Origin of the sequence: Mesotoga infera, assembly GCF_900157305.1 — a bacterium.
Taxonomy (GTDB): domain Bacteria; phylum Thermotogota; class Thermotogae; order Petrotogales; family Kosmotogaceae; genus Mesotoga; species Mesotoga infera.
In genome coordinates this window covers 632,114-648,089 of sequence record NZ_LS974202.1, presented here as the reverse complement: position 1 = coordinate 648,089, position 15,976 = coordinate 632,114, and the positions used below count along the sequence as shown (strand labels likewise).

General features: G+C 51.7%; 15 protein-coding genes and 1 other RNA gene. 10 read left to right on the top strand and 6 right to left on the bottom strand.

Going from position 1 to position 15,976, the window contains the following annotated elements; translation table 11 throughout:
- The first annotated feature begins 99 nt into the window (after positions 1-99).
- Complete coding sequence (locus MESINF_RS03035; RefSeq protein ID WP_169698479.1) at positions 100-1,191, top strand: Gfo/Idh/MocA family protein; 1,092 nt, start codon at positions 100-102, stop codon at positions 1,189-1,191.
- A 29-nt stretch (positions 1,192-1,220) separates the two neighbouring features.
- Positions 1,221-1,790: a cupin domain-containing protein gene (locus MESINF_RS03030; protein ID WP_169698478.1), complete on the top strand. Its 570-nt coding sequence runs from the start codon at positions 1,221-1,223 to the stop codon at positions 1,788-1,790.
- Between the two features lie 45 nt (positions 1,791-1,835).
- On the opposite strand, the gene MESINF_RS03025 is transcribed toward MESINF_RS03030, so the two are convergent.
- The 3 genes from MESINF_RS03025 to MESINF_RS03015 are packed head-to-tail and all read right to left on the bottom strand — an operon-like array spanning position 1,836 to position 4,052.
- Positions 1,836-2,366: a PilW family protein gene (locus tag MESINF_RS03025; RefSeq protein WP_169698477.1), complete on the bottom strand. Its 531-nt coding sequence runs from the start codon at positions 2,364-2,366 to the stop codon at positions 1,836-1,838.
- Entirely contained in the window at positions 2,359-2,688 is a 330-nt protein-coding gene (locus MESINF_RS03020) for a hypothetical protein (protein ID WP_169698476.1), read from the bottom strand. Before MESINF_RS03020 ends, MESINF_RS03025 begins: the two co-directional genes overlap by 8 nt.
- A 2-nt stretch (positions 2,689-2,690) precedes the next feature.
- Positions 2,691-4,052 carry a hypothetical protein gene (locus MESINF_RS03015; RefSeq protein WP_169698475.1) on the bottom strand — a complete coding sequence of 454 codons (1,362 nt, stop codon included), beginning with the start codon at positions 4,050-4,052 and terminating at the stop codon, positions 2,691-2,693.
- A gap of 1,074 nt (positions 4,053-5,126) precedes the next feature.
- On the opposite strand from MESINF_RS03015, the gene MESINF_RS03010 reads away from it, so the two are divergent.
- The 4 genes from MESINF_RS03010 (at position 5,127) to MESINF_RS02995 (ending at position 9,299) form a co-directional block, all read left to right on the top strand.
- Positions 5,127-6,197, top strand: a complete 1,071-nt coding sequence (locus MESINF_RS03010; protein WP_169698474.1) for a WD40/YVTN/BNR-like repeat-containing protein — start codon at positions 5,127-5,129, stop codon at positions 6,195-6,197.
- A gap of 152 nt (positions 6,198-6,349) precedes the next feature.
- Positions 6,350-7,735 carry a TldD/PmbA family protein gene (locus MESINF_RS03005; RefSeq protein WP_169698473.1) on the top strand — a complete coding sequence of 462 codons (1,386 nt, stop codon included), beginning with the start codon at positions 6,350-6,352 and terminating at the stop codon, positions 7,733-7,735.
- Positions 7,735-9,078: a TldD/PmbA family protein gene (locus tag MESINF_RS03000; protein WP_169698472.1), complete on the top strand. Its 1,344-nt coding sequence runs from the start codon at positions 7,735-7,737 to the stop codon at positions 9,076-9,078. Before MESINF_RS03005 ends, MESINF_RS03000 begins: the two co-directional genes overlap by 1 nt.
- Before the next feature lie 17 nt (positions 9,079-9,095).
- Entirely contained in the window at positions 9,096-9,299 is a 204-nt protein-coding gene (locus MESINF_RS02995; protein WP_169698471.1) for an FmdB family zinc ribbon protein, read from the top strand.
- Positions 9,300-9,416: 117 nt separating this feature from the next.
- On the opposite strand, the gene glnA is transcribed toward MESINF_RS02995, so the two are convergent.
- Positions 9,417-10,742, bottom strand: coding sequence for a type I glutamate--ammonia ligase (glnA, locus tag MESINF_RS02990; protein WP_169698470.1), 1,326 nt, complete (start codon positions 10,740-10,742; stop codon positions 9,417-9,419).
- Between the two features lie 151 nt (positions 10,743-10,893).
- Between glnA and MESINF_RS02985 the strand changes: the two genes are divergently transcribed.
- From MESINF_RS02985 to MESINF_RS02970, 4 genes are all read left to right on the top strand, one after another.
- A complete protein-coding gene (locus MESINF_RS02985) occupies positions 10,894-12,318 on the top strand; it encodes a phosphoribosylaminoimidazolecarboxamide formyltransferase (protein ID WP_169698469.1) in 1,425 nt (474 codons plus the stop codon).
- A 45-nt stretch (positions 12,319-12,363) separates the two neighbouring features.
- Positions 12,364-12,625, top strand: an RNA gene (gene ffs, locus MESINF_RS02980) — signal recognition particle sRNA large type.
- Between the two features lie 76 nt (positions 12,626-12,701).
- Positions 12,702-13,169 carry a peroxiredoxin gene (locus tag MESINF_RS02975; protein ID WP_169698468.1) on the top strand — a complete coding sequence of 156 codons (468 nt, stop codon included), beginning with the start codon at positions 12,702-12,704 and terminating at the stop codon, positions 13,167-13,169.
- Between the two features lie 43 nt (positions 13,170-13,212).
- Entirely contained in the window at positions 13,213-13,716 is a 504-nt protein-coding gene (locus tag MESINF_RS02970) for a flavin reductase family protein (protein WP_169698467.1), read from the top strand.
- Here MESINF_RS02970 and MESINF_RS02965 read toward each other — a convergent pair.
- Both MESINF_RS02965 and MESINF_RS02960 read right to left on the bottom strand, forming a co-directional pair.
- A complete protein-coding gene (locus MESINF_RS02965; protein WP_169698466.1) occupies positions 13,699-14,169 on the bottom strand; it encodes a hypothetical protein in 471 nt (156 codons plus the stop codon). The genes MESINF_RS02970 and MESINF_RS02965 overlap by 18 nt on opposite strands.
- Positions 14,170-14,401: 232 nt before the next feature.
- Positions 14,402-15,952, bottom strand: coding sequence for a dipeptidase (locus MESINF_RS02960; RefSeq protein WP_408631267.1), 1,551 nt, complete (start codon positions 15,950-15,952; stop codon positions 14,402-14,404).
- Positions 15,953-15,976: the final 24 nt, after the last annotated feature.

Genomic DNA, 15,976 nt, shown 5'->3' with positions numbered 1-15,976 from the left:
AACTTTTCCAATTGTGTGGCAAAATAGAGATGAACGGCGAATATCAATCGGTTACGCTTGACGTGTATGAGAGAGCTTAATACATTTTTCGGGGGAGATATGGAAAAGATACGTGCGGCAATTGTAGGAACGGGATTCGCGGCGGAGATCCACACCCGCGCGCTAAGAGAGCTCGGATTCGAGGTGGCCGCGGTGGTCGGATCGAACCTATCACGATCATCGGCCTTCGCGGAGAAGTGGAAAATAGAACGTCATGGAGTCGATTTCGAAATCGCGCTGCAAGAAGATATCGACTGTGTACACATCTGCACGCCTCCGGCCCTTCATTATGTGATGGCGAAACGGGCTATGGAATCGGGGAAGCACGTTATATGCGAGAAGCCTCTCTGTCTGGATACAGCGGAAGCCGAAAAACTTCTGGCTCTCTCGAAGGAAAAGGGGCTGGTCGCGGCCGTCAATTTCAACGTAAGGTTCCACGGGAAGTGCCATGAAGCCAGAAAGCTCGTGGCCGCAAGCGAGTTTGGTGGCGTCTGTTTGATTCACGGTGCATATCTCCAGGAATTCCATGCCCTTCCGGATCGTTATTCCTGGCGCTATAAACCCGAACTGGCCGGACATATGCGCGCAGTCACCGAAATCGGTTCCCACTGGATCGATCTCGCCAGATACCTTACCGGCCTTGAAGTGACCGAAGTATCGGCCGATTTTGGCGTGTTCACCAGGCAAAGATATCTCTCGGGGGACGATATGTACCCCGAATACAGAGAGGGTTCGGAGAGGATAACAGTCAATTCCGAAGATGCCGCGGCGATCCTTTTGAAGTTCGACAGCGGGGCTATCGGGAACGTTATACTGTCGGAGGTTTCTCACGGAAGGGGAAACAGGCTGGAGATAGAGGTAACCGGACGGAACGAATCGGTATGGTGGGATTCGGAAAGCCCCTGCGAGCTCAACAGAAGCCGTAAATCCGGCGGTGTTCTCACCAGTTCCGACGCTTTCTGCGGAGGTTTTGTCGACACTTTCAAGGAATGCTTCAGGGAGGTCTATACCGATATCGAAAGAGGCCGGCCCTCCGTTAAAGCTTCATACCCCACTTTCGAAGATGGTTACAGAAACACCGCCGTCTGCTCGGCCATTTATGAAAGCGCCGTAAAAGGCAGATGGACGAAGGTAGAGCTGAACCCCAGATGAGTTAAAACAGATGCGTTCGAGGAGGCTAGATGAAGGAAGATAGGGCTCGATCACAGGATAGAAAAGCGAAGGAGATTCACCCGGATACGAAAGCGATAATAGAGCATTACCAGTTCCAGCGTTTGCCGGTCGAGAGCACTCTGTATGTCAGCACCTATCGCTCCGGTGTTAAAACCCTCGAGGGCGGGCCGCTCTCGACGGCTATGATCGGTCTTTATTCGGACAGTCCGGAGAGCCTTTCGCTGTTCCACCGTTTAACTGCCGATGAGGTGTGGCATTTCTACGGAGGCGATCCCTTGAAACTGGTTCTACTTTATCCCGACGGCTCGAGCGAAGATATAACGATGGGAAACGACTTCGTCAAAGGACAGCTCGTTCAATTCGTCGTTCCGGCCGGAGTCTGGCAGGCCGGTTATATGGTTCCGGGCGGACGTTACTCGCTTTTCGGCTGCACGATGGCGCCGGGATTCACCGGCTCCTGCTTCGAAGCCGGAACCACCGATGAACTGCTCAAGAAATACCCCCAACGGTCGGAAGAGATAATCAGGCTAAGCGTAAGGGGCATTCGCGAGAAGATGCCCGATGGATTCTCCGGTTAAGAATCCCCCGGCAGTTTCATAACAATGGATCACAAGAAGAGGTGTTTACTCGAAGAGTTTCACTGACTTTTCGAAACCGACGATCGAGGTCTCCGTGTAAGATTCATCGAGTTTTTTGTTGAGTATCTTGACGCTGGAAGACAGCTCGACGCTCTTTTCGGTGTTTCCAATCCTTATGTTCAGCAGATCTTTGTCGACGCTATCGACGCTGAAGGCCAGTAAATCGATGTCTTCATCGATCAGATTGGAAATGTTGTTCTTGTTTCCCGACCAGATCTTCACCCTTTTCTCGTTCTGATCCAGCCCGATGAACAGGTTCGTTGAAGACGGAGTCGGGGAGAGCGAATCGAAATCTCCGACGAGGGCCACGCTCTTTGCCACTCTCAGCTCTTTGATAATTATCTCGATCGCCGAGGTCAAACCTCTCTCGATAACGGCCTTATTTGAGGCCATGGTATAAGCCTTCCACCAGAGGTTGTAGATGTTGAAAGAGATTATGAGAACTGCCACTATTATCGCCATGGCTATCAGGACTTCCATAAGGGTCAGGCCGGGCTTTCCTTTGCGTTCAATCACCGGAAGACCTCACGAACTCTACGAGTTTCTTGCTTGAGCCGTAGGGCGATTCTCGCAACTTGCCGGAGATGCTGACGCCGTTCACGGTGATCGTCGCGGTAACTCCTTCAATATCCCCGGTTTCAAGCTCTCCGGAGCTGACGAGTAGATCTCCCGCGATTTTGGAGGAGGTGTCGTTCACCCTCAAAGACGCGGTCAGGAAATTGAGCAGCGCCACCACCGAGATGATAATTATGAGCAGGGCTATGAGGACCTCCACGAACGAGAAGCCTCCACCTCGACCGGGAAGGGCATGTGCCTGACTCAAACGACGAATCATCATCCTCACTCGCCCCACAGTTCGCTGGAGTTGACTTCCACGATCGGGTCGAGAGTGTCGCCGAGGCCATCGATCATGTATACGATTCCTCCGGAACTTCCACCACCGGAAGTAGTGAGCTCCTTGGCAACTATCGCACCGTAGAAAGATGAATCTCCTTTCATCTCTACAATACGGTGCGGCGCATACAAAACAGTCTGTAAAGGTTCTTCTATGTAACCACTACTAGCATTACCAGCAGTTTTAATTATGTCTTTATTGTTTTCGGGGTCGTCTACACCGCCCACTATTATTAGACCTTGGATTACTGTACCTTCATTTCCAGATCCAATATTGACCTCTCCGGTAGGGTTTTCGATATAAACGGTTCCGGCCATATCTAGTGATGTCAAATCTAAAGAATCGACCGAAGCGTACAGCGTCACTCTTCCGGGACTGCCGCCTTCGTTGATCTTTCCAGATATAGCGGAACTATTCTTCTCTTTTAAATCTCTAACATACAACTCGAGTTCTCCCTCTCCAGTAAGCACTATACTCCCACTGCTCAAAGCCAGAGTGTCTACCACTATTTTTCTTACCGTGTCTTTGCCTCCTGTGTCAATGTAAAGAGTTTTACCATTCCCTACTGTCAAACTCGAGTAATAACCGTCAGTACTGATCGTTTTTTGATTCTCTTTATTCTCAAAAACAAACGACCCTCTGCTGGTCAGGTTTGGAAATGGCGGGAATTGTGGAAGTTCATATTCGATATCAAGATTATAGACTACACCGCCTGTGATTTTATTGATATCACCAGTGATTTTACTATCTCCTGTTCCAACTGTCCCGATAATTGAATAACCGGCAGAACTACCTATGGATATCAGACTCGATGAATAAAGGGCCATGTTTATTACCTGTTCGGCGGAAGTTGCGCTGGTTCCTTCGAAAGAAACCACTCTCGTGGCATCGGCTGCCGTGCCCAGCGAGAGGATTTTCGTTGTCTGACCTTCTTTCCAGACGGCCACTACGATCTCTTTGTCGGCCAGACCGTTTTGTTTTCTGAAGGCTTCCAGTTTTTCGCGAATACCGGTTTTCCATTCGCCCGTGTTGTCCTGTATTGAGTAGGAAAAGTCGGCGTTTTCGTTTGCCCCCGGAAGGTTACCGTATAGAACGTGTATCTTGTCTGCCAAATCAGCCATGGAAGAGTATTGCCTGGCGATCTCGACGCCGGATCTTGCGAAGAAGTAAGCCTGCGTGCGCTTTTCAAGATCGTTGGCCTGTTTGGCTTTGCTCATGACAATGGCCATTATAGAGGTTCCCAGAATGGCTATCACGAGAAACATCATCAGGGTGATGCCGAGTATTATTCCCTTTTTTCTTTTCATCTATTCGCCTCCGGCCGAAATCGCCGACCAAGCTCCGTATAGCTTGGATTAGCAAATTCATGCCATACGTCCCTTCGAATAAATTATAGCAGTAGTTATTTTAAATAAATAGAACCGTGTACAGTCGTTTGCTTTCTTCCTCCAGGCATGGTTGTCGGTTGTTCGTGGTGAGTTGTTAGTTCTTGGTAAGAGCCAAAGAGCATTGAGAGTTCGCTTCGCTCACGAGAAGGAACGGAGATGCCGGATCGGGTCCGGCATGACGGAAGTGACTGTCATCCCGGGCTCCGACCCGGGATCCCCTCCTTAGAATAAAGAGCAGATTCTGAGTCAAGCTCAGAATGACGGGAAGGAGGAAAGACCGCGAAAAACCGGGACTGACGGGATCCTGACGTCTGTCCCGTTTTTCGCAAAGAACGGGATCCTGGCTGGGAGCACGCCAGGATGACGTGAAGGGGCTGTCATTCCGTTAACCGCCCCCATCCTGTCATCCCGTAATGTTCCTATACGGGATCTCGCTCTCACTCTTTCGAGGAGCGGAGATGCCGGATCAGGTCCGGCATGACGGAAGTGACTGTCATCCCGGGCTCCGACCCGGGATCCCCTCCTTAGAACAAAGAGCAGATTCTGAGTCAAGCTCAGAATGACGGGAAGGAGGAAAGACCGGGATCCTGACTAGGAGCACGTCAGGATGACCCAAAGGGGCTGTCATTCCGTTAACCGCCCCCATCCTGTCATCCCGTAATGTTCCTATACGGGATCTCGTTCTTGCTCTTTCGAAGGAGCGGAGATGCCGGATCAGATCCGGCATGACGGAAGTGACTGTCATCCCGTAATGCTCCTATACGAGATCTCGTTCTCTCGCTCTTCTCGTTCTTTCCAAGGACGGGTCCACGCTCCTGGACGAAGGACCAAGGACGGCTCTTTTCGCTCTTCTCGCGCTCCTTAACTAAGAACGAGGAACTTGGGCGCAACGCGCCGGAACCGCTCTTTCGCTCTCTCCAAGGACATCTCTTTCCGCTCTTCTATAGAGTAGAATTTCTCCGTGGGAAATTCGTCGCAAAGGGAGGGTTTTCAATGAAGAAGCTATGCGTGATAGGGGTAGTTTTCGCTCTAGTTATTGCTCTTTTGAACAGCGGTTGCATACCGCTCGAAAAGCTGTACGGCTATTCCGCATGGGTCGTCGGGGACGCTGCTAAGGACGGCAAGGCTATGATACTGTATTCGGACGATTCAGGCGGGAGCTGGAGCCGCCAGGGTACGGATGTTCTCCCCGAAGGGGATTACCTGTCGGACGTGTACGCTGTGAGTATGTACGAGGTCTGGGCCGTCGGAAGCGGAGGCCTGTTGATCAAGACGACGAATGGTGGAAAAAACTGGAAAGTCGTCGATTTGCCGGATGAATTGAAAGCTGTCGATTTCGCGCACATTTCGATATTCGATAGTGATATCTGGCTTAGCGGGGACAAGGGACTGGTAGTGTTTTCGAAAGACGGAGGAAAAGGCTGGACCGTTGCCGATCTGCCCGAAGGCTCTCAGGAGTATCTTCTTCAGGGAATACACGCGATAAATCACAATCTCGTCTACGCCGTGGGAAACAAATCCGCGGGCGCCGAGAACGGCATCGTTCTGCGCACCGAAGACAGCGGTCTTACCTGGGACAGGATAGTTCTTCCGAATGACTACAACGAAAACGGCTGGATAGGAGTGAAGGCGACCGATGAAAACCACGTGATAATTTTCGGCGGAAAGGGACACTACGCGGTGACCGCCAACGGTGGGAAACAATGGGTTGCGGGCGGGCCACTCTTCTGGAAGGATCTCAACTCTCTGGTGATGCTCGATGAGAGGACTTACTGGGCGGCCTGCGACTTCGACACGATAATATTCACCAGAGACAGCGGCATAAGCTGGGAGGAGCAGCCACCGGCCGGAATGAGTAACTCTTTTTTACTCGGGATAGCCGCGCTGGACAGAAATCACGCACTCATAGCGGGAGGTTCTGCCGGATACCCGCAGTTCGGCAAGATACTGCGAACGGTCAACGGCGGGCAGAGCTGGGAGGTGGTCCTGGATGGCGACGAGTGTGATGTCCCACTGTGGCACGTGGCGATAGCCAAACACAATTACATGGCCCCTCTGCCATGATTGTGGACCGGGCTATTGGAGGCAGGTGCGGGTCGAGGGGAAAAGCCGAAAGCCGGTTTTTCAATATCGAGAAATAGTATCTTCTTTTGTTCTCCGTTGAGCCGCTTTAATGTTGTAGAATAGTAAGAATAACAAACAAAAGGAGGTGCTGAATGCTTTCAGACGAAGCCTATTCGAAGATAATAAACCGTATTCTCTCTGGCGGAGCCGATTTCGCCGAGGTGTTCGTAGAGGAGAGATACACTAACAACATCAGTATGATTCAGGGAGAGATCGAGGACAGCAGCTCGGGAAAGCTTCTCGGAGCTGGATTGAGGGCTTTCAAAGGTACCAGGAGCATTTATGCCTACACCAACGACGTGAGTTTCGAGGGACTAATGGATGTGGCCGGCAGGTTGAAGTCGGTGGTGGGACAGGAGATAGAAAGGGATCTGGTTCTCGATTTCAGGGCCGGCGAATACAAAGACATCTGCCCGGTTCTCTTCGCTCCGCAGATCATCTCCAAGAAAGACAAGGCAGCGGTTATGCGACTGGCGCACGAGGGGGCGTCGGGTTTTTCTGACAGAATATCTCAAGTCGTCGTGAATTACTTCGATTACTCCCAGAACGTCTGGATATACAATTCCGAAGGCGTCAAGGCCAGCGACAGCCGTGTAAGAACGAGGCTCATGGTTTCTGCCGTGGCAAGCGTGAACGGGGATAAGGAAGTCGGTTTCTACGGTCCGGGTGCGGCGCAGGGTTTCGAGCTTTTCAACAGGATAGATCCCCGTGCGGCCGGAGAGAGGGCGGCGCGAATAGCCGATCGTATGATCCGGGCAGAATACGCTCCGGCAGGCAAGATGCCTGTGATAATCTCCAATGAGTTCGGTGGCGTTATTTTCCACGAAGCCTGTGGCCACGCACTGGAAGCCACCAGCGTCGCCAAGGGAGCCTCCGTATTCGCGGGGAAACTCGGAGAGAAGATAGCGTGTGAATGCGTCTCGGCCGTCGATGACCCGACGATTCCCAACGCCTGGGGTTCGGCCAATGTTGATGACGAGGGAACGCCCACCAGGAGAAACCTCCTGATCGAGAAGGGCGTTCTCAGGAGTTACATGATCGATAGGCTGGGCGGCCTGAAGATGAAAATGGGACCCACTGGAAGCTCTCGAAGGCAGAACTACACTTTCGCTCCGACTTCAAGGATGAGCAACACTTTCATATTGCCGGGCGACCATTACCCGGAGGAGATAATCGCCGCAACGGATTACGGACTATACGCCAAATCCATGGGCGGCGGTTCGGTGATGCCGGCAACGGGCGAGTTCAACTTCGCTGTGAACGAAGGTTACCTGATCGAGAAGGGCAGGATAACCAAACCCGTTCGCGGCGCTACTCTTATCGGAAAGGGTAACGAGGTGCTCATGAAGATCGATATGGTGGGAAACGATCTGGCCAGGGGTCAGGGGATGTGCGGCTCGATCTCGGGCTCTATTCCGGCCGATGTCGGGCAGCCGACGCTAAGGGTATCTGAATTGATCGTTGGGGGGCGAAGCTGATGGAGTGGAAGAAATTCAAGGATACGGTATTTGCGCTGGCCAAAAAGAAGGGTTTCGACGAGGCCGAAATCTACTACTCCAGTGGAAGCGAATTCCAGCTCAGCTCTCTGAGAGGCGAGATAGACAGCTATAACGACGCCACCTCTCTGGGAGTCTATTTCAGGGGTCTGAAGTCCGGGAAGATCGGCGCGTCCTTCGCCGAGGAACTGACCGATGAGACCGCCTCCATGTTGGTGGACGAGGCCTTCGAGAATTACTCGATAGCGAGCGGCAACGACGTTTACTTTCTCCACGACGGTTCCGGAGAGTATCCGCAGTTTGAAGGCTTCAGCGGCGCCTTTTCCGCGCAGCCGGTCGTTGAGAAGATAGAAAGGGTGATCGCGCTGGAGCGAAGCGCTCTCGAGTACGACAAAAGGATTATCATGGTGCCCACGTGCCGGCTGGGAGACAGCCGGTCGGAGGTTTTTATCGTCAATACGCTGGGGCTAGACAGGCATTACTCGTCCGATGGCGGGGTCGCTGTCGTCGTTGCTCTCGCCGGCGAGGGTGATTCGAAAAAAACCGGCTTCACCTTCAAAATCGCCAGAGAGCCTGGAGATATAGATGTTTCGGCGCTGGGCAAAGAGGCCTCGAAAAGGGCGATAGACCAGCTCGGAGCCGGGAGGGTCAAAAGTGGCAAATACAGGGTGCTTTTCAGGAACGATATGTTCGGCCAGCTCTTCGCGACTTTCACGAGCATGTATTCGGCCGAGAACGTTCAAAAAGGACTCTCCATAATAGCCGGCAAAGAGGGGACGAAGATCGCTTCGGAACTGCTCACCGTTTACGACGATCCTCTCCTGCCGATCAGTCCGAACAGCCGGCCTTTCGACGACGAAGGCGTGCCGACGGTGAAGAAGACGCTGGTTGAGAATGGCGTTCTGAAGACCTTCCTTTACGATCTTAAGACGGCTGCCAAAGCCGGAACCAAATCCACAGGCAACGCTATCAAGTCGAGCTATAGGGCGAAACCCTCGATCTCCATGATAAATACCGTCATTCAACCCGGGGAAAAGAGTTTCAACACACTGGTCAGTGAAATGGACGAAGGAATAGTGGTGACCGAGCTCACGGGCCTCCATTCGGGAGCCAACCCCATATCCGGTGAGTTCTCGTTAGGTGCGAGCGGCTTTTACGTGAAGAACGGCTCGATCGTCAATCCCGTCGAGCAGTTCACTATTTCCTCCAGCATTTTGAAGGTCTATAATAGTATCGTAGCCATCGGAAGCGATGCGATGCCCTCTATCTTCAGGGTGAGTTCTCCCTCCGTTGTGGTATCGGAGATGGATGTCGCTTCCGAATAGATCTGGAGGTGTTTTCTTTGCCGTTGTACAGATTCGTCTGTAATAAATGTGGAAGAGAGGAAAGTCTCTTGCTGAAAATGAGCGCGCCGGTTCCTGCGTGTAGCAGTTGTGGTGGGACGCTGGTGAAACAGATAACCAATATATCCAGCTACGGCTGTTCCGGCGGATCGGAGAGCTGTGGCTCCTGCTCTGGCGGGAGCTGTTCCAGCTGCGGCCATTGAGAGAGCGCAGCAACATATATTGCCCGAAAAGCAATTAAAAGATGCCGGCAATTGGCCGGCATCTTTTCTACTAGAGAATCTGTGTGGCCGATCAGTATTTTTTCTGAAGGGCCAACCTCAGTAAAGGTCCATGTATTTTTTCACTTCCCAGTTGGTTACGGCAGCGCCGAATTCGTTCCAGTCGCTCTCTTTGGCCCTTATGAAGGTGCTCAAGATGTGCTGGCCGAGAACATCTTTCACGAATTCGCTGGCTCTTGTGTATTCGAGAGCTTGCCAGAGGTTCTGGGGAAGGTTGTCTATCATGAGCTGTTTCTTTCTGGAGCCTTTCATGTCGAATATGTTTTCATCGACCGGGTTGGGAGGTGTGATATGGTTCTCTATTCCGTCCAGACCGGCCGCCAGAGTCAACGCCAGGGCCAGATAGGGGTTGCAGGTTGGGTCGGGGCTCCTGAACTCTAGCCTTGTGGCCTCTTCTCTGGCGCTGGGTATTCTGATCATCGCGCTCCTGTTTCCGAGGGCCCAGGATATGTTTACGGGCGCCTCAAAGCCTGGGAGAAGTCGCTTATAGCTGTTGATTGTCGGGTTGGTGATCGCGGTGATCTCTTTTGCGTGTGCTATTATTCCACCGATGAAGTTCAGGGCCACCTCGCTCAACCCGTGTTCGTTTTCGGGGTCGTGGAAGGCGTTTTTTCCTTTCGAGAAAAGGCTGAGGTGAACGTGCATCCCCGAGCCGGCTACACCCTCAAAGGGTTTGGGCATGAAGGTCGCGTGCAGGCCGTTGACTATTGATATCGTCTTCACTACCCATTTGAAAGTCTGTATGTTGTCGGCCGTCTTCAGTATATCGGTGTATCTGAAATCGATCTCGTGCTGGGAGGGCGCCACTTCGTGGTGGGCGGCCTCGACTTCGAAGCCCATCTCCTGCAGGGAGAGAACTATCTTTTTCCTCACTTCCTCTCCGCCATCGACCGGAAGGAGATCGAAGTAACTCCCCATGTCCAGAAATCTGCCGTTGGATCCGACACAATCTTTTTCTCTTTTGATGATGAAAAACTCGGGCTCGGGACCGGCGAAGGCCTCATAGCCGAGTTTCGAAGCCCTTTCGATTACCTTTTTGAGAACGTACCTGGGATCGCCTTCGAAGGGCGACCCGTCGGGCTTGAAGACGTCGCAGATCAATCTTATGGTCTTTCCCTGGTTTCCGTCCCAGGGCAGCGTTGCGTAAGTGTTTACGTCGGGTTTGAGGTACATGTCCGACTCTTCGATCCGGACGAATCCGTCAATCGATGAGCCGTCGAACATCGCGCCCTTTTCCAGAATCTGCGGGAGCATTTTCGATGGGACTTCCACATTCTTCAGCATACCGTTTATATCGGTTATCTGAAGCCTTACGAATTTGATTTCTCCCGATTTTACCTCCTGAATCAATTTCTCAACAGTCATAGTTCCCCCCTTATATACCCGGCCCGTTGGGTATAAGATACTTCAGTATAGTAGTATTAGGCTAACACCGAAATAAGCGAACATGAAAGTTTTGCGGGAAAAATGATGTAGACTTGTCTCATCTGGAAAATTTTGATGGAGGTGTCAATGAGTGAACATAAAGCGCGCATTCATAAGCGTTTATGACAAGACTGACATAGAGAAGCTCGGCCGGTATCTGGCAAAGAATGGTGTGGAGATAGTCGCGACAGATCACACGGCGGAGTACCTGGATTCTTTCGGGATTAAAGTGTCCAAAGTTGGTGATTACACAGGCTTCCCGCCTATTTTCGACGGTAGATTGAAGTCTTTGCATCCTAAAGTGATCGGCGGAGTCCTGGCGATACAGGATTCGAAGATACACCAGAGAGAGATGGAGAGCAACGGGATTCTTCCCTTCGATATGGTCGTGGTTAACCTGAAACCCTTCGATCTCGCCGTCGAAGAATCGCCCGAGGAGTCGAACCTTACCAAAGAGATCGATGTCAGTGGTCCGGCCTTGCTTATGGCGGCTGCGAAGAACCACAGGGACGTGGTGGCGATCTCCGATCATGGTGATTATGACGAGATAATAGAGAGCCTCGAGTTCTGCGGTGACGTTTTGCTTTTGAAGAGACGCAGATACGCGCTCAAGGCTATTTATTCGGTGATGCTTTACGTATCTTCGATTCATAAGGCGCTTTCGCAGATATTCGCCTCCGAGAAGTACGACTATACGATAATGGAGTATATAATGCCTCTGCTTTATGGGGACAACCCTTCACAGAAGGCCAATCTTCTGAAACTTTCCATCGAGCCGGGGCTGCTCGACGAGGTCCAGATCGGCAACCCTTCGGTCGGATTGAAGAAGTCGCAATTGAGAAACATAAACGTCTTCATGGAGCTCTATTACTACACAGACAATATATCGGTCTTTCTGGACAAGGGTAAGATCACGAAGGTATCGTCCGCGATGGTGCCCGGCGAGCTAGACTTCGGTGGACCCGACACTATGTTCGCCTCGACCTACGCGATAAGTGACGAGCTGATGATCGCCCTTCGCGAACGCGGCGTGGAGGCCTTCGGAGGAGTCTTCGATCGGGACGCCATAAGGACCGCGAGAAAAAACGACGTGATGATACTCACCATACCGGAGAGAGAGGCCGTCTCTCTGTCGAAGGAAGCTTATTCCGGTTTCGGGAATTACTTCGTCAAGGAGGAGTCCTTCAAAATGCCGGCTCTCGACCTTCCGCTTGACGAGAAACTCGCGCTTTTCTGCTCTCGCGTTAACCGCGCCAATAACGTCTCCGTTTTCAGAGATGGAGAGAGTCTCCTTCTGAAGGGCGGGCTCAGCTTCAAAGAGTTGAACGAACTGGATCTTTCAAAATACGATCTCAAAAGTTCCACGTTCGCCTCCAATCAGGATCTTGACGATAGTCTCATCGATAAGCTGATCGGGGGAGGAGTCTCGAAGATCATTCTCCCGGGTACGAAGAGAAGTTATTGGAACGACGCGATAATCCAGCTCGGTTACGACTTCTCCAGATTAAACAATTGATGAGCACTTGAAAGCTGGCCCGACAGAATATATAATGTATTTACACCATGCTAGGCGGGGAGCTGGCGGTTCCCTGTATCCGAAATCCGCCATACGCGGGGCCGAAAGCCCTCCGAGGCTTTGTCGGTTTGGTGTCGGTTTATCTGAAGGTGTTGAGGATTGAGTCCTGCGCAACGGGAACTTGCGAACCTGGTCAGGTCCGGGAGGAAGCAGCCATAAGCGGGCAATCTCGTGTGCCGTAGGGGCGCTCAGTCTGAGCTGGATGGTAGGTGCGACCAGGTCGGCACTGTCGAAGAGGGATGCATGGTGTTTCTTTTTCTACGAAATCCTCTCCGCATCTGCTAGAATTAAGACAAATATAGACGGTATTCAGGAGGTGGAATATGTTACTCAAGGGCGAAAGAGCCGTTGATTTTTCACTCTACGGTACTGATTTGAAGACTTACAGACTCAGCTCTTTCCTTGGCAAAAAAATAGTGCTGGTATTTTACCCAGGTGCCTTCACGAGTGTCTGTCAGAAAGAGCTTTGCACGTTCAGGGACTCTCTGGCGAACTTCGAGAGGCTTGATGCGCAGGTGATCGGCATAAGTGTCGATGGTCCCTTTGCCAACAGAGCTTTCAAAGACCAGAACTCGATTTCCTTCCCCCTTCTTTCCGACCTCGGCGGAGAGATCTCCAGAAAATATGGCGGCGTTCACGAAGATTTCGCCGGTGTAAGGGGACTGTTAGTCTCCAAGAGGGCCGTTTTCATAATCGACAGGGAAGGCAATATAGTGTATTCGTGGGTTTCTGACGATCCGAAGGTAGAACCCAATTACAACGAGATAAGCGACAGGCTGGAAAAGATTTAACGTAGCGATCACGACGTTTAGAAGAAAGTGAGGTAGGTTTATTATGACGGAGTTCAAATTTCCAGAACACTCTTCAGAGCTTCTGAAGTCTTTGAAAGAGGGTAGAGTTCTGCTTGGAGTTACCGATGGAGTGGAACGAAACCTGATGACAGTCGCCTGGGGCTTTATAGGTTACACCTGGAATCGACCGGTCTTCATAGCCATGGTGAGGCCAAGCAGATACACACACAATTTTTTCAGAAGGAGCGACGTTTTTTCGGTCAATTTCATGTCCGAACAGTGGAAGGATGCGCTCACCTTCTGCGGAACCCATAGTGGTAGATATTTCGATAAGTTCAAAGAGACCGGGCTTACACCCTCTGAAGGCCTTACAACTTCTGTTATGTTCGTGAGGGAGGCCGACGCGGTTCTAGAATGCAGGATCGTCTCTCGAGAGGCGATAACTCCGCTGGCACTGAACGAAAGCATCGCGAGCACCTTCTATGGGGACAACTCTTACCATTCTCTCGTTATGGGAGAGATAACTGATTCATACCTTCTTCCTTGAAACGATCGCAACGATCAGGGTGAATACGACCATGAAGACCAGCATGGACCACAGTATATATAGAGCCCACTGGGGAGTTTGAAGGCTGTACCTTCCGGTCTTGTCGATCATGAGTATGTCTCTGGCGAAGAACAACGAGAACGATACCTGTATGACTGCCAGAGTGCACAGAAGATAATTCCAATGCGGTATTCCGTTGGAGAACGCGGCGATTTGCGAGACCAGGTACAGAAGGTAAGAAACCGGCCCGAGGAATATCCCGAAAATGAAGAAAAGTCTTATGGAGTCGGCCCTTTCAACTAGACTGGTTGACATCTCGTGTGAAACGGCTATCAAGATAACCGATGATGCACCGATCAGAAAACCCATTAGAGCCAGATATTTATGGGCCTTGCGTCGGCGCTTTGCCTGAGCGACACTGATCGCTCCCCTATCCCTTCTCTTCAACATCATCACCAGACCACAAAAATAATAGAATCTGCGACGGATCGCCCCGCCGCACTGATTTGCTGCAAAGCTGTTTTCTTATATTTTAATTCCAATCGCTCTTAAAAGCAATACTAATGTTTAAATAGTATGACTTATTTAATGTTGCGGAAGTACATACCTCCCTTCAAAAGCTGGATAGGCAATTTTAAAAAGAAAAAAGGGCGGAAGGCCCGCCCTTTTTGTAGAAAAACTAGAATTATCTTCTGGTCGTATCACCGTAACCGACAGCTTCGAGCCACCAGGTCGGGTAGCCTGCCGTCGAACCGTTGACGTATCCATCGTTGAGGGTGTAAATCAGTTCGTCTGCGAGCTTCCACCATCTGTCGACGACTCTGTTGGCAGCGTTGTTGCTGTAAGTCGTGAGGAAGTCGATTGCCAGAGCCGGGTTGTCTTCGTACAGCACAAGGGCTGCCTTTTCGATGCTGGGCTGATTGGCAAGGAATTCCTTCTCGAACTTGCTGGCCTCGGTCTGTATTATCTTGATCGCAACATCGTATCTCAGGTCGGCCAGGTTGGAAACGTGGTTGAAGGCCCACCATGCCGATGTCCTGTCGAAGTAGTCGCGCGCGCCCTGGCTGAAAGAAGGCGGAACGCTCGTGATCCCCGCGTAGAACGGGATGAAAACGGTGGAGTGTGGCGCGTCTTCACCGAACCAGACGACTCCGCCGATCGCCGGCGGCATCCAGCTTCTGGCCTGACCGACAATAACGTAGGAGCATCTGAACATGGAGATCGCTCTTTCCCATCCGTCGTAGTTTACGCCCGCAGGTCTCTGGTTGGCCGCCGTGGCGTATCTGTTGGGGTTGCCGAAAGGTCCGGCCGCAAGTCCCTGAGTCAGGTCGAATTCCGTTCCTTCGTAGTGGTCGCGCTTGATCATCATGAGTTCCTCTACGGAAACCAGGTGATCGGGCTTCACGGAAAGCGGGTATCTCTCCGCCCACGGATCGAGTTCCAGAGACGGCGCCAGAAGATCGAGAACTCTCCACTCACGGCGTGTGTTGTAGAAAGCCGTCTTGTTGCAGTAAGCTTCGTAGAACCTGAAAGGCTCCCCGCTGTTGGGGTCCCACAGGTTAAGCTCTACGGCCAGAGATATAACGTTTGAAGATGCCATGAAGTAATCGGTATTTTCCAGATCGATTTCACCTATTCTTGATCTGTTGGCATGTACCAGGACGTGATCGTCGGGGATTCTCTGGGCTACCCATACCGCACCGGGCTCTTCGCTGCCGGGAGACCAGAATGGGCCGGGGCCACCTATTTCGAACAACCAGGCTTCTTCGCCGTCGATAATCGTGAGGCCTTCGCCACCGTCACCATAACCGTACTTTTCGGCGAGTTCACCCATGATCTGGATGGCTTCCCTCGCTGTCTTCGCTCTCTGGAGCGCGAGAACCTGAAGCTGCTCGATCGTCATCCATCCCTGAGCGTTTCTTATTTCCCTCTTTCCACTCCATGTGGTTTCGCCCATTATTATCTGGTGCTCGTTCATGAAGGGATAACCGATATGGAAGTAGGTGTAGGTCACGGGCGCCTGGGGTATCTCGCCTACGTAGGTAACAGTTCTTCCGGGAATACCGGCCTGGCATAGACCCTTGTAGATGCTCACAGTTTCGCCTTCGGCGTGCACGCCACCGGGGATTATCTGGATCCTGGCGTCGTAACTGCCGTCGCAGGTGTGGGTAACCATCGTCGAGCCATCGACGGAGGCCGCTTTACCTACCATGATTGAGGTACATGCCATTGCCATGGCTCCATAAGTGAAAACAAACAC